Raw genomic sequence first — 14,362 nt, 5'->3', positions numbered from 1 at the left:
GGATCGGCGGGGTTTTCCGCCGTTTCTCTATTCATCTGTAGGCAGATGAATGCTCCCCGATCACCGCGACGTGACTTGCCGCCCCTCGCCTCACCGGGAAAATCGGCGGAGATAAGAAAATCGATACGCTTTTCTGAAAGCCTTCTTCCATGTCTCTTGCTGCCTTCCCTGCTTCTCTTCCCCTCTCCTTCGAAACGGAGCGGCTGCACTTTCGCGCCTGGCGCGGGGAAGATGTCCCGCCGCTTGCCCGCCTTCACGCCGATCCCGACATGATGCGCTATATGATCGGCGGCGCGGTGAGCGCGGATGAAAGCTGGTCCGTCATCGCGCTGATGATCGGCCATTGGCATTTGCGCGGCTACGGGCTTTGGGCGGTGGAGGAAAAGGCGAGCGGGGCGTTTCTCGGCCGGCTCGGGCTTTGGTATCCGGATGGCTGGCCGGGGCTCGAGCTTTCCTGGTTCATCGACAAGGCCCATTGGGGCAAGGGCTATGCAAGCGAAGGTGCGCGTGCCTGCCGGGACATGGCCTTCCGGGACCTTGGCGCTGATGAAATCTGCTCGATCATCCATCCGGAAAATACCGCCTCGCGCCGCGTTGCCGAAAAGCTCGGCGAGCATGAGGCGCGCGCCATCGATGTGGGCGGTACGGAGTTTCTCATCTATGCCATGAGCCGGAACGACTGGCAGGCGCTTTAAAACGCCTCGCCTTTCATTCAGCCCCAGGGGCGCCCCGGCGCGCTTTGGCCGAGCCCGGCCATTTCCATCAGTTTCGCCACGCGGTTTGCCGTTGCCGGGTGCGTGGAAAAGAGGCTGTCGCGTTTATGCGCATGGAGCGGGTTGATGATGAACATATGAGCGGTGGCGGGGTTGGCCTCCGCCGGTTCGTTGTCGATGCGGGAAGCGCCCTGTTCGATCTTTTTCAAGGCCGAGGCGAGCCATTGCGGGCGTCCGCAAATTTCCGCGCCGCCTGCATCGGCGGAATATTCGCGGGTGCGCGAGATCGCCATTTGCACGAGCGCGGCGGCAAGCGGGGCAAGGATCATCATCAAGATGACGCCGACAATGCCGAGCGGATTGTTGCGGTTGCCGCCGAAAAAGAGCGCGAAATTCGCGAGCATCGAAATCGCCCCGGCGATCGTTGCCGTCACGGTCATGATCAGCGTGTCGCGGTTTTTGATATGGGCAAGTTCATGCGCCATGACGCCGGCAAGCTCTTCGGGGCTGAGCATGCGGATGAGCCCGGTGGTGGCGGCCACGGCAGCGTTTTCCGGATTGCGCCCGGTGGCAAAAGCGTTGGGCTGATCTGTTTCGATGATGAAAGTGCGCGGCATGGGAAGGTTCGCATTCGCGGCCAGCTGGCGCACGATGCGCACATATTCGGGCGCGGCGGCCTCGTCCACCTCGCGCGCGCCATACATGCGCAGCACCATCTTATCGGAATTCCAATAGGCAAAGAGGTTCATGCCGCCGGCAAAGAGCAGCGCCAGAAGCATGCCTGCCTCGCCGCCCAGCATGAAGCCGATCCCCATGAAAAGCGCCGTCATGGCGGCAAGCAACATGCCTGTTTTGACCATATTCATTTGCCGGACCTCTATCCGATCAACCGTTCTTCTTTTTGCCCGATTTTTATTCGACGCTCGCCTCTTCAGGCCAAGGGCCAATCGGAGGCTGGACGCCGCGCGGGCATCTTTCTATATGTTGGAGCGTGATGAGCAATTCAAGCCAGACAGAGACGGGCGCCCCTGAAGAGGCCCCGCTTTCGGAAGAAGAAAGACGCAAGCGCCTGCCGCCTGCGGCCCAGCGGGCGCTGGCCGAGGCCGATGCGCGCCGCGCCGAGCGCGCAGCGCAGGAGGCGGCGCGCCCGCGCGAGCTTGGCGGCCAGGACGGGCCGGAGCCCACCCGCTATGGGGACTGGGAAAAGAAAGGGATCTTGAGCGATTTCTGAACGCCCGGCCCGCCTTGCCACGGCAGCGCTCATGCTCGGTGTTCTGCTGGGTGTGGCAGGGTTCTGCGCTCTCGTTCTCTGGAACCTGCCCGCCCCTTACAATCCCTTCGCCCCGCTCGAGCTTTCCCATGAGCCGACCTTCGCAACGCCTTTGAAGCAGCGCTGGATTGCGGGCGATCCGGCGGCCTGCCGCGCGGTGATGGAGAAGGAGGCGGCGCGCGAGGGCGGGATTTCCTATGCTCATGACGCGATCATTTCCAAGCAGGAAGGCTGCGGCGCGCTGCATGCGCTGCGGCTCCTCCAAGGCAAGCTGAATTACGGGGGCGGCGTGCGCCTTGCCTGTCCGGCCATGATCTCGCTCCTGCTTTGGGAGCGCCATGAGGTGATGCCCGCTGCGCAAGAGATTCTTTCAAGCCCGGTCAAACGCGTCTTGCATTACGGCACCTATTCCTGCCGCAACGTCAATAATGCCGAAGAAGGACGGCGCTCGAAACATGCCAGCGCCGCCGCCATCGATGTGGCCGGTTTTCAGCTTGAAGACGGGCGGCGGATCACGGTGCTTGAGGATTGGGGCAAGGAAACGCCGGAGGGAGAGTTTCTCGCCCGCATACATGAGGGAGCCTGCGGGCTTTTCGGCGGCGTGCTCGGCCCCGATTACAATGACAAACACAAGGATCATTTCCATTTCGAGCTGAGCGGCTGGGGCTATTGCCGCTGATCTGGCGCTCCCAGCCCCCTTGCCGCTTTCCGGGCTGGCGCTAAAACCGTCATTCTCGTATAAATCGAGTATGAGATGGTTTTCCCTCATAGCGGGCGTGTGTGCTTTCCTGCTTTTGACGGCTTTTGGGCCGGATGCGCCCGCGCGCGCAGCAGAAACGCTCGCAGGCCCCGTTCCGGCGGAAGTCGTGCGGGTGGTGGATGGCGACACGCTCGATGTGCGGGCGCGTATCTGGCTCGGCCAGGATGTCTTCGTGCGGGTGCGCCTTGCCGGGATCGACACGCCGGAGCTGCGCGGCAAGTGCCCGGATGAAAAAGAAAAGGCCCGCGCCGCCAAGGCCTGGCTTTCCCGGGTGGAGGGTAAGGCCGTCGCGCTTTCGGGCATTCATTACGGCAAATATGCCGGGCGGGTGCTGGCCAATGTCAGCGAGGCGGAGCTTGGCGATCTTGCCGAACGGCTGATCACCGCCGGTTTTGCCCGGCCTTATGAGGGCGGGGCGCGGGCGGGATGGTGCGGCGTCAGCTAGGTGTTCGAAACTACAACCCGGTTCACCAGTTTCTAACCTTTTAGGTTGTATTTCCCGTGTGGGGATGAGATTGGGGTTGTAAGAGGCAAGCCATAGGCGTGCCGATTATCGCCCTTGCTCAACTCCTTGGGGGATACCGTGATCGGCACAGTCGAGCGGATGCTGAACAATTTCAGCCTCACCAAGCGGATCATCGGCCTGACGGCCTTGCCGCTTTTCATTCTGGCCCTGATGGGGGCCGTTATTTCCTGGAACGCCTATAGCGATACGCGCACCTACCAGGCGCTCTCCAACCTGGCGCAGCTTGCGCCCGGGTTTTCCCACGTCATTCACGAATTGCAAAAAGAACGCGGCCAGTCCGCGGGCTTCATCGGCGCCCAAGGCAGCGCGGAATTCACTGCCTCGCTGAGTGCGCAGCGGGCGGACACAGACAGTAAGCTTGCCGAACTAAACGGCGCGCTCGAGACCTTCGACATGGGCGCGCAGGACCCTGCTTTCGAGAAAAAAGTAGCCAAGAGCCTTGCCCGGCTCGAAGAGCTCACGCGCACCCGCGCAGATGTTTCCGCGCTGCGCCTTCCGGCCGCTGGCATGGCCGATTGGTATAGCGGCACGATCGCGATCCTGCTTGATGTCATCAAGACCATGGCGGGCGTTTCCGAGGATGCGGGCCTGAGCCGTGAAATCGCCGCCTATGTCGCGTTTCTGGAAGCCAAGGAACGGGCAGGGCAGGAACGGGCGGCGGCCGCGCCCGGCTTTGCCTCGGGCCATCTCTCCGAATTGCTGCTAGGCCGTGTGATCGGCCTCATCGCTCAGCAACAGGCTTTTCTTGCTTCTTTCGATGGGTTGGCGACGCCGGAAGCGCGGGACGCTTACAAACGTATCGTGACGGGCGATGCCGTGGAAAACGTCGCCAAGATGCGGGAGTTCGTTATCTCCCGGCGCGGCGATGTGGCGGGTGGGCCTTATAGCGGGCCCTACTGGATCGCCGAGATCACGAAGAAGATCAATCTGCTCAAGGAAGTGGAAGACGATCTGAACATGCATCTAATGGAGCGGGCAAGCGGGCTTGCGGCGGATGCGCGCGTAACGATGACGATCGCGCTTGTCGTCTCGCTTTTCGGAGCGGCGGCGCTTTCCTTCTGTGCCTATATCGTTGCGCAAAGCGTAACGCGTCCGCTTGTATCGCTCGCCGATGCAATGCAGTCTTTGTCGGGCGGCCAGCTCGATGTGGAGGTGCCGTACGAGGGCGCGAAATCCGAGCTCGGGCTCATGGCCGCTTCGCTTCTTGCGTTTAAAGAAGGGGCGAGGAAGCGCGAGGCGCTCGAACAGGCAGCGCTTGAGGAACAAAGGCGCCGGGATGAACGGGCGGCACTTGTGGACCGCTCGATCAAAGGGTTCGATGAGGAGGTGCTTGCCGCCATGTCGCAGCTCACCGAGAACGTGGCGCATCTGGAAGGGGTGGCCGGCACGCTTTCCAGCGTGTCCGAGCAGACCGAGCAGCAAAGCGGCATGGTAACGGACATTGCCGAGCGCACGTCCTCCAACGTGCAGACCGTGGCTGCTGCCGCGGAGGAAATGGATTCCTCCTCGCGCGAGATCATGCGGCAGATCAAACGTTCCTCCGAAATCACCCGGCAGGCGGTGGACAAGGCGCAGAACGCAGTGGAAACCGTCGAGCTTTTGAACGCCGCCTCCCAGCGCATCGGCGAGATCACGAGCCTTATCGACGAAATCGCCGAACAGACGAACCTTCTTGCCCTCAATGCCACGATCGAGGCGGCGCGGGCAGGGGAAGCGGGCAAGGGCTTTGCGGTCGTTGCTTCCGAAGTCAAGGCGCTGGCCACGCAGACCGCCAAGGCGACGGCGGATATTTCCACCAATGTCGATGAAGTGCGTTCCGTAAGCGAGCGGATGGTATCGGTCGTTGCCGATATTCAATCCGTCATCCGCGAGAATATGGAAATCGCCGCCTCCGTGACGAGTGCGACGGAGCAGCAAAGCTCCGCGACGGCGGAAATTTCAACCAGCGCGAATGATGCGGCTCGCGGCACACAGGAAGTGACGCAGCAAATCTCGGACGTGCGCGCCAGCACGAGCGAAACGCGTGAAGCATCGAAAAAAGTGCTGGGCGCGGCGGAAGGACTTTCCGCTGCCCGCAGTTCGCTGGAAAAAACGATCCAGACATTCCTGCAGGCAATCAAGGCGGCCTAAGACCGCCTAAAGGCCACTCATCAGGAAAGGAAGCAGGAGATGAAAATGAAAAAAACCATTGCAGGCGCCGTGCTCTTGTCGGGCCTTGCCACACCGGCTTTTGCCGGGGAGACGCTGTCGGCGTTTTGGGAAGAGGGCAAACCTATTCTCGATGCACGGCTGCGCTATGAATATGTGGACCAGCAGGGCCTGCCGGAAGATGCCCATGCCACGACTTTCCGCGCCCGCTACGGGTTCGAGACGGGCGCGCTTTATGGGTTCACCTTCCTTGTGGAAGGGGAAACCGTTATCGATCTCGGTCTTGGCCGTTACAATGACACGGTGAACGGGCGCGGCAACTATCCGGTGGTGGCCGATCCGGAAGATACCGAGCTCAACCGCGCGCAGGTTTCCTATCAGAACGGCGGTGTGAGCGCGGCGCTTGGGCGTCAGCGGATCATCCTCGGCAATGGGCGCTTTGTCGGCAATGTCGGCTGGCGGCAGAACGAGCAGACTTTCGATGCTTTCAAACTCGATTTCGAGAGCATCGAAGACCTGCGTGTGACTTACGCCTATGTGGATCAGGTCAACCGGATCTTCGGGGATAATTCACCCAATGGCCGCTATGACGGGGAAACCCATCTCAGCGAGATTGCCTATGCTTTTAGCGATGCGCTTACCGCAAAAGCCTATGGGCATTTCCTCTCGCTCGATCAGGCGCCCTTGCTGTCCACACGCACTATCGGGTTGCGGCTCGACGGCAAGACGGAGGCAGCGGGCTTTACGCTTAAAGGCGCGGCCGAATATGCCCATCAGGAAGATTATGACGACAATCCCTTGAGCCTCTCGCTCGATTACTGGCACGGGGAGGTTAAAGCCGGCAAAGACGCCTGGGAAGTCACGCTTGGCGGTGAAGTGCTGGAAGGCAATGGCACGCAGGGCTTTTCGACGCCCATCGCCACGCTGCATAAGTTCCAGGGCTTTGCCGATGCCTTCCTGACGACGCCGGTCAACGGCATTCAGGATCTTTATGCGGGCGGCTCTTACACGTTCGGCGATCTTGGCCCCTTAAGCGGGATTGCCTTCGGCGCGACCTATCACGATTTCGAAGCCGAGCGCGGCTCGGCAAGTTACGGCGATGAGGTGGACTTCACGCTGAACGCGAAGCTGCCGTATGACCTCTCTCTCGGTCTTAAAGCCGCGTTCTTTGAAGGAGAAAGCGGCTTTGCGGACCGGGACAAGGTCTGGGTGCAGCTTGCCTATTCGCTTTAAAACATTGGCGCTTTAAGGGAGGCGCGGAAGGGGCAGCGGCAGCGCTGCCCCTTTTTGTTATACGTGAAAGCGGTAGCCTTCGCCTTCCTCGCGCACATAGCCGCCGGTCGGGGCGGCAAAATGGGTGCCGAGCACGAGAATGTCTTTGCCTTCCACTTCTTTCAGAAACGCGGCGCGGGTGGCGCGGGCGGCGGTCTGGTCGGTGTCGAAACCGCTTGCCCAGGACGGCCGGGCGATCTGACAGGGATGGTGCATGATGTCACCAGTGATGATGGCGGTCTTGCCTTCGCTTTCGATGACGATGGAAACGTGACCCGGCGTGTGACCCGGTGTCGGCATCAGGCGGATTTCGTCGCTGATGCGCTCATCCTCCGAGACGAGTTTGGCGAGGCCCGCATCGAAAATCGGATGGACGGAATCTTCCATTACGGGGGCCTGATCGGGGTCGTCGATTTCTTTACGCCAATGATCCCATTCATTGCGCGCGATCAGATAATCGGCATTGGGGAAAGTCGGCACCCATTCCCCGTCCACCAGCATGGTGTTCCAGCCTACATGGTCCACATGCAAATGCGTGCAGAGCACCATGTCCACCTTCTCCCGGTCCCAGCCGGCATCCGCCAAGTGCTTCAGGAACGGGGTCTGCAATTCGTTGAAGAAAGGATTGGAGCGTTTCTTGTCATTGCCGACGCAGGTATCGACGATGATTTTCTTGTCCGGCGTTTCGATGAGCAGTGCCTGCACCGCGGCAATGATATGACCTTCGTTAGTGGCAAAATGCGGCGCGAGCCAGCCGATCTTTTTCACCTCTTCCGGATAGGCCTCTTCCACCATCGAGCCCTTGCCTCCGCCCGGCAGCGGGCCTTCGAATTCCACAAGCCGTTTGATCGTGACGTTTCCAACCTGCCAGCTCAGCATGGCGCGCTCCTCCCGTTTCCTCGCTGCCCGATGAGGTCCATATAGGGGATGGCGCGCAGATTGAAAGAGCGCATGAAAAAGGCCGCCCGAAAGGCGGCCTTTTGCGTGTCTTGAGAGGCCCGGTCAGCTTTTGTTCTGCCGGTTGTCGATCAGATCGTTGACGACGCCGGGATCCGCCAGGGTCGAGGTATCGCCCAGATTGGAGAAATCGTTCTCGGCGATCTTGCGCAGGATGCGGCGCATGATTTTGCCGGAGCGGGTTTTCGGCAGGCCGGGCGCCCATTGGATGAGATCGGGCGAGGCGATGGGGCCGATTTCGCTGCGCACCCATTGCACGAGTTCCTTGCGCAGCTCCTCGCTCGGTTCCTCGCCGACATTCAGCGTCACATAGGCATAAATGCCCTGGCCTTTGATGTCGTGAGGATAGCCGACCACGGCGGCCTCGGCGACTTTGGCATGGGCGACGAGCGCCGATTCCACTTCCGCCGTGCCCATGCGGTGGCCGGAAACGTTGAGCACATCATCGACGCGGCCGGTGATCCAATAATAGCCGTCTTCATCGCGCCGGCAGCCGTCGCCGGTGAAATACTTGCCCGGGAACTGCGAGAAGTACGTGTCGATGAAACGCTGGTGGTCGCCGTAAACGGTGCGCATCTGGCCCGGCCAGCTATCGGCGATGCAGAGGTTGCCCTGCGTTGCCCCTTCCAGCTCCTTGCCCTCATTATCGACCAGCACCGGCTTGATGCCGAAAAAGGGCAGCGTCGCCGAGCCCGGTTTCAGCGCGGTGGCGCCCGGCAGCGGCGAGATCAAAATGCCACCCGTCTCCGTCTGCCACCAGGTATCGACAATGGGGCAGCGCCCTTCGCCCACCACATTGTAATACCAGAGCCAGGCTTCCGGGTTGATGGGCTCGCCCACCGAGCCCAGAAGACGCAGCGACTTGCGCGAGGTTTTTTTCACCGGCCCCTCGCCTTCGCGCATCAGCGCGCGCAGCGCCGTGGGCGCCGTATAGAAGATGTTCACGCCATGCTTGTCGCAGACTTCCCAGCTGCGCGAGGGGGAAGGATAGGTCGGCACGCCTTCGAACATCAGCGTCGTTGCGCCATTCGCCAGCGGACCATAGAGGATGTAGGAATGGCCCGTCACCCAGCCGACATCCGCCGTGCACCAGTAAACATCGTCATCGTGATAGTCGAAGACATAGTGGTGGGTCATGGAGGTATAGACCATGTAGCCGCCGGTCGTATGCATCACGCCTTTGGGCTTGCCGGTCGAACCGCTCGTATAAAGAATGAAAAGCGGGTCTTCGGCATTCATCTCCTCGGGCGGGCAGTCGGCGCCGACTTTCGCCTTGGCTTCTTCGTACCAGACGTCGCGGCCGTCTTTCATGGCGACATCGCCGCCGGTGCGCTTCACGACGATGACGGATTTGACGTCCGGACATTTTTCCAGGGCCTTGTCCGTATTGGCTTTCAGGGGAATTTTCCGCCCGCCGCGCACGCCTTCATCGGCGGTGATGACGCAGTTCGATGCGCAGTCCTCGATACGGCCGGCCAGACTGTCCGGGGAAAAGCCGCCAAAGACTACCGAATGCACCGCGCCGATGCGCGCGCAGGCGAGCATGGCGTAAGCGGCCTCCGGGATCATCGGCATATAGATGGTGACGCGGTCGCCCTTCTTGATCCCTTGGGCCTTCAGCACATTGGCGAATTTGCACACTTCCTCGTGCAGCTCGCGGTAGGTGATCTTCTTGTCGTCGGTCGGCTCGTCGCCTTCCCAGATGATCGCCACCTTGTCGGCGCGGTGAGCCAGATGCCGGTCGATGCAATTGGCCGAGGCATTCAGCGTGCCGTCCTCGAACCAGCGGATATGCAGATCGCCCTTGTCGTAGGAGACATTCTTGACCTTGGTGTAGGGCTTTATCCAATCGATGCGCTGGCCATGCTCGCGCCAGAACCCTTCCGGGTTGTCGATGCTGGCCTCGTACATTTTCCGGTAGGCGTTCTCGTCTGCATAGGCGCGGCGGGCCCAATCCTGAGGGACGGGAAAAATCTGGGGTTCTGACATGGCGGCCTCCCTGCCGTTCTTCTTTACAGGCTTCTCTAGAGTGGGCGGATTTCCGGGCTCTTGCAGCCGGTTGGGGCGCATTATGGGCACTTGGGCGGGGGGCAGCAAGCAGGGGTCTTCACACTCCCGAGAGCAGCGTTTCACGCATGGTTAACTGTGCCCAAGTTTTTGGCAATCTGCGTAAGCCCCGGAAAGATTTGGTTCATTTCCTCCTTCCATGATCGTTTGTAAGGGAGGGACAGTGTGGCACGTGTTCTAAGACGAGAAACCAAAAGACGGGGATTTTTATCGGCGGCTGCCCGCAACAAGGCACCGGGGCGCCGGGCGGCGGCGGCGCGCGCGCGCGCCAAGCAGGCCGAGGCCCAGCTCCAGTTTCACGAGAACCAGATCAATACTGCCGAGGAGAATTCGGCCTTCGGGTCCTGGTTCTGGGATCTGAAATCCGGGGAGTTCAATTTTTCTTCCAATGCCTGGCGTTTGCTCGGCATCGAGAAGCGGGCGCGGGCGGGGCTGACCGACGCGCTGGCCGAGCGCGCGCATCCCGACGATCAAGAAACACTTATCAGTGCCATTCGCGGCCAGGTGGACCGGGGCGAGGCTTACGACATCGAAGTGCGGTTTCTATCGGAAGAAGGTTATCGCTGGATCCGCGCGCGCGGTTATGCGCTGCGCGATACCGGTATGCGCGTTCATGCGGTGGGCGGCTCGATCGAGGATATTACCGAGCGCGTGGAAATGCTCGAGCAGTTGCAAGAGAACGAAGAGCATTTCCGCTCTCTCGTTTCCGCCGCGCCCTTTCCGCTCATCATCACCAATCTTTATACGCGCAAGGTGATCTATACCAACGCGATGGCCAACGATCTTTTCGGCGTGACGAGCGAGGGGGGCGGGGCGTTCAACACACCGGATTTCTTCGTCGACAAAGCCGATCTGGCGCAGCTGCGCGCCGATCTTCTCAACCAAGGATATTCGACGGGCCGGGAAGCGCGGCTGAAAAAAACCAGCGGCGAAGAGTTCTGGGCGTTCATTTCCTGCGTGCTTATCGAGCATAACGGTCAGCCTTGCGCCTATGTGATCATGCATGACCTGACCGAGCGCAAGCGCCTCGAAGACGAACTGCGCCAGCGCGCGCAATTCGACGTGCTGACCGGACTTTACAACCGCCAGACCTTCGCCGATCTGATGGCCGAAGCCGTGCGCGAGACGGAAGCGACGGGGGAAGTCTTCGGTCTGCTTCTGATCGATCTCGACCGCTTCAAGAACGTCAATGACACGCTTGGCCATGAGGCGGGCGATCAGCTTCTCATTCAAGCATCGACGCGCCTGCAGGACCTTTCGCCGGAAAACTGCCAGATTGCGCGCCTCGGCGGGGACGAGTTCGCCATTCTCTACCGCGGGCTCGACAGCATTCCCGCCATCGAGGAGCTGGCCGGGGCGCTGATCAGCGAAATTTCCGCGCCCTATGAAGTGATCGGCAACATGGTCAATGTCGGCTGCTCCATCGGCATCGCGATCTATCCTTGGCATAACGGGCTGTCGAACGAGCTCATGCGCTATGCCGACATGGCGCTTTACAAAGCCAAGGAGCTCGGGCGCGGTCAGTATTTCGTCGTCGACGACAAGCTCACCGAAGAAGTGCATGAGCGCGGCAAGTTGCAGCAGGATATGCGCCAGGCGATCGAGCGCGGTGAGTTCCGCCTCGTCTATCACCCGCGCATGTGCGCGCGCACCCGCAAGCCCATCGCCGCCGAAGCGCTCTTGCGCTGGGACCATCCCGAGCGCGGGCCCATTCCCCCCGATCAGTTTATTCCGATTGCAGAGGAAACCGGCTTTATCACCGTGCTTAGCCGCTGGGTGGTGCAGACGGCGGTCTTCCAGCTGCGCTCCTGGATGGCCATGGGGCTTCAGCCGCTTCCCGTGTCCCTCAACCTTTCCGCCGCCGATCTGATGCTGCAGGATCAGGCGCAGGAAATCGGTGCGCTTCTCAGCGAGCTCGAGGTGCCGCCCTCGCTATTGCAAGTGGAGATGACGGAATCCTCTCTGCTCAGCGACCGGGAACGGGTGCAGGAGCAATTGGCGGAGCTCGCCGGCATGGGCGTCGAGCTTTTGATCGACGATTTCGGCACCGGCTATTCCTCGCTTGCCTATCTGCACCAGTTCCAGGTGCATAAGCTGAAGATCGACCGATCCTTCGTGCAGCGCCTGACGCATGCGCCCGATGCGCTGCTCACAAGGCAGATCGTGGAGATCGGCAAGGGGCTTGGGCTCTGCGTGGTAGCGGAAGGCGTTGAAACGGCCTCGCAGGCCGATCTTCTGACCGCTATGGGCTGCGATGAATTGCAGGGTTTTTATTTCAACAAGCCGCTCGACCTTGCCGCTTATCAGGCGCTTCTGGAAGAACAGCAGGAGGCCGGCGCGGCCCCGGCCTCCGGCAACGCGCAGGCTTAAGGTTCTTACTCGGCCGCTTTCCGCCCTGCGCGCAGTGCGGCGATTTCTTCATCGCTGAGCCCGGCTTCCTTCAGCACTTCTTCGGTTTGCTCGCCAAGGCGCGGCGGGTGGCGGCGGATGTTGGAAGGCGTTTGCCCGAAACGCACGGGCGGGCGCAGCGCGAAATAGCCGCCTGCATCCGGGTGCTCGTAGCGGGCGAAGAAATCCACTTCCTTGAAATGCGGATCGTCCTGCAGATCGTCCAGCTTGTTCATTTTCACGGCGGGAATGGAAAGCGGCTGCAGCACGTTCAGCCATTCTTCCGTGGTTTTGAGCTGCGTCGTTTCCTCGATCATCGCATAAAGCTCGCGGATATGTTTCGTGCGCGCCTTGTAATCTTTAAAGCGCGGGTCGCTCAGATACTCGTCTTTGCGGCCCGCCAGCTCGAAGAAGTTTTCCCACTGTTTGTCGGAATAGGGAAGCAGGCCGATATAGCCGTCTTTCGTCTTGTAAGGGCGCCGGTCCGGATTGGTGATGCGGCCATAAGTCCACTCGCCGGTCGGCGGATCATAGACATGGTCGTAGAAATGTTCGGCGAGCACGAAGGAGGTAACCGATTCCAGCATCGGCACTTCCACGAACTGCCCCTCGCCCGTGCGTTCTTTGTGAAAGAGCGCGCTGGTGATGGCGGAGACAAGAAAGAGGCCGGAGACCTTGTCGCCGATGATCGTCGGCATGTAGCGGGGGGCCTCATTGCCGTCCATGCGCGGCAGAAGGTCCGCCATGCCGGAACCGGCCTGAATGAGATCGTCATAGGCGGGCAGGCCCGCATAGGGCCCGTTCGAGCCGTAGCCTGCGGCATGGGCAAAAATAATGTCGGGCTTGACCGCCTTCACATCCTCATAAGCGATGCCGAGGCGCTTCATGCCTTCATAGCGGATGTTGGAGACGACGACATCTGCCGTCGCCACAAGTTTCAAAAACGCCTCGCGCGCGTTTTCATCCCCAAGATTGAGCAGTACGGAACGTTTGTTGCGGTTGATGGTCATGAAGATGGGGCCGAGATCGGCGGGCGCGCCTTCCGGCGGGTGGCCCGGCCAGCGCATGATGTCGCCGCCCATGCCGCCGCCGCCGGTGGCCGACGGTGCTTCGACTTTCATCACTTCCGCGCCCATATCGGCAAGGATCTGCGTGGCGTAAGCGCCGAAGACGACACTGGTCAGATCGACGATGCGCACACCTTTCAAGGGGCCGGTGGCTTCTTTTTCCAGTTCGTTCTTCTTGCTCACGTCTCTTCTCCTCTTGCCGCAAACGCGTGGGCCGCGCGCAGATATATCACAGAACCCGGCCGCCCCCGCGCCGTTTTCCCGCCGCGGCCGGTAAAGGTCAAGTGAGGAGCGGGGCGCGGAAAGCGAGGCTCCGGCTTTCCCTTGCGTTTAGCAGAGGTTTTGCGGCGCTGTGCTGCACCTTGTTATGGGCGCCGGTTTGGTGTTTTGCCTCCCGGCAGCTAGACTTGCCCCTCACTCACGCCCAGAAGGACATGCATATGCTGCTGCATCACGCAAGCTGGCCGGAAGTCGAGGCCTATCTGGAGCGCTCGAAAGGCGTTCTCATTCCTATCGGCTCGACCGAGCAGCATGGGCCGAACGGGCTCATTGGCACGGATGCGATTTGTCCGGAAGTGATTGCGCGCAAAGCGGCGGAAGACACGCAAATGCTGATCGCGCCCACTTTCAATGTCGGCATCGCGCAGCATCATATGGGCTTTGCCGGGTCCATGACGCTGCGTCCTTCGACGATGATCGCGGCGATTTACGATTGGGTGGCCTCGCTCAGCCGGCACGGTTTCGACCGGATTTATTTCTTCAACGGTCATGGCGGCAATATCGCGACCATTCAGGCTGCTTTTTCCGAAATTTACGCGGATCGCAGCCTGGGCCGGGAAGGGGATAACCGGCGCGCCGTCAAATGCCGTCTCGTCAATTGGTGGGACTTCAAACCGGTGCTCGATTATTGCAAGCAGACCTATGGCAGCGCCCATGGCAGCCATGCAACGCCCTCGGAAGTGGCCGTCACCTATGCCGCCTTTCCCCATGCGGTCAAGCACGCGGTGATGGAGCCGGCCATTGCACCCTCGGGCCGCTTCACGGATGCGGAAGATTACCGGGCAAAATTCCCGGACGGGCGCATCGGCTCGGACCCTTCTCTGGCGCGCGCCGAAGACGGCGAGAAACTGATCGCGCTGTCGGCCAAGAGCCTTGCCGAAGATTTCAAAAATTTCACGACCAGTTAGAGGATTT

The 14,362-nt window shown here is 60.8% G+C and carries 12 protein-coding genes; 8 read left to right on the top strand and 4 right to left on the bottom strand.

Annotation, left to right across the window (positions count from 1 at the left end):
- Positions 1-149 precede the first annotated feature (149 nt).
- Positions 150-695 (top strand): GNAT family N-acetyltransferase, encoded by a 546-nt coding sequence (locus tag M2A_RS00760; RefSeq protein ID WP_045441755.1) that lies wholly within the window; start codon positions 150-152, stop codon positions 693-695.
- Positions 696-712: 17 nt separating this feature from the next.
- Here the strand turns inward: M2A_RS00760 and htpX are convergent, their stop codons facing one another.
- On the bottom strand, positions 713-1,579 hold the full coding sequence (gene htpX, locus M2A_RS00755) for a zinc metalloprotease HtpX (protein ID WP_045441752.1): 867 nt from the start codon (positions 1,577-1,579) through the stop codon (positions 713-715).
- 128 nt (positions 1,580-1,707) lie between these two features.
- On the opposite strand from htpX, the gene M2A_RS00750 reads away from it, so the two are divergent.
- The 5 genes from M2A_RS00750 (at position 1,708) to M2A_RS00715 (ending at position 6,650) form a co-directional block, all read left to right on the top strand.
- The gene (locus M2A_RS00750) at positions 1,708-1,944 is read left to right on the top strand and encodes a DUF1674 domain-containing protein (protein ID WP_045441749.1); all 237 of its coding nucleotides are present in this window, start codon (positions 1,708-1,710) and stop codon (positions 1,942-1,944) included.
- Between the two features lie 31 nt (positions 1,945-1,975).
- Entirely contained in the window at positions 1,976-2,662 is a 687-nt protein-coding gene (locus M2A_RS00745) for an extensin-like domain-containing protein (RefSeq protein WP_045441746.1), read from the top strand.
- 70 nt (positions 2,663-2,732) lie between these two features.
- Positions 2,733-3,188 carry a thermonuclease family protein gene (locus tag M2A_RS00740; RefSeq protein WP_052379091.1) on the top strand — a complete coding sequence of 152 codons (456 nt, stop codon included), beginning with the start codon at positions 2,733-2,735 and terminating at the stop codon, positions 3,186-3,188.
- A gap of 138 nt (positions 3,189-3,326) precedes the next feature.
- Complete coding sequence (locus M2A_RS17020; RefSeq protein ID WP_156101650.1) at positions 3,327-5,399, top strand: methyl-accepting chemotaxis protein; 2,073 nt, start codon at positions 3,327-3,329, stop codon at positions 5,397-5,399.
- Between the two features lie 45 nt (positions 5,400-5,444).
- Complete coding sequence (locus tag M2A_RS00715) at positions 5,445-6,650, top strand: hypothetical protein (protein WP_197052802.1); 1,206 nt, start codon at positions 5,445-5,447, stop codon at positions 6,648-6,650.
- A gap of 57 nt (positions 6,651-6,707) precedes the next feature.
- On the opposite strand, the gene M2A_RS00710 is transcribed toward M2A_RS00715, so the two are convergent.
- Both M2A_RS00710 and acs read right to left on the bottom strand, forming a co-directional pair.
- Positions 6,708-7,568: an MBL fold metallo-hydrolase gene (locus M2A_RS00710; protein WP_052379089.1), complete on the bottom strand. Its 861-nt coding sequence runs from the start codon at positions 7,566-7,568 to the stop codon at positions 6,708-6,710.
- A 123-nt stretch (positions 7,569-7,691) separates the two neighbouring features.
- A complete protein-coding gene (gene acs / locus M2A_RS00705) occupies positions 7,692-9,635 on the bottom strand; it encodes an acetate--CoA ligase (RefSeq protein ID WP_045441734.1) in 1,944 nt (647 codons plus the stop codon).
- 243 nt (positions 9,636-9,878) lie between these two features.
- Here acs and M2A_RS00700 point away from each other — a divergent pair, with 243 nt between their 5' ends.
- Positions 9,879-12,083 carry a putative bifunctional diguanylate cyclase/phosphodiesterase gene (locus tag M2A_RS00700; RefSeq protein ID WP_045441731.1) on the top strand — a complete coding sequence of 735 codons (2,205 nt, stop codon included), beginning with the start codon at positions 9,879-9,881 and terminating at the stop codon, positions 12,081-12,083.
- Positions 12,084-12,088: 5 nt separating this feature from the next.
- On the opposite strand, the gene M2A_RS00695 is transcribed toward M2A_RS00700, so the two are convergent.
- Positions 12,089-13,351 carry a CaiB/BaiF CoA transferase family protein gene (locus tag M2A_RS00695; RefSeq protein WP_045441729.1) on the bottom strand — a complete coding sequence of 421 codons (1,263 nt, stop codon included), beginning with the start codon at positions 13,349-13,351 and terminating at the stop codon, positions 12,089-12,091.
- A 257-nt stretch (positions 13,352-13,608) separates the two neighbouring features.
- Here M2A_RS00695 and M2A_RS00690 point away from each other — a divergent pair, with 257 nt between their 5' ends.
- On the top strand, positions 13,609-14,355 hold the full coding sequence (locus tag M2A_RS00690; protein WP_045442255.1) for a creatininase family protein: 747 nt from the start codon (positions 13,609-13,611) through the stop codon (positions 14,353-14,355).
- The last annotated feature ends 7 nt before the right edge of the window (positions 14,356-14,362 follow it).

Source organism: Tepidicaulis marinus, assembly GCF_000739695.1.
GTDB lineage: Bacteria > Pseudomonadota > Alphaproteobacteria > Parvibaculales > Parvibaculaceae > Tepidicaulis > Tepidicaulis marinus.
The sequence above is the reverse complement of the archived record's forward strand: the minus strand, read 5'-3'. Positions and strand labels throughout refer to the sequence as shown.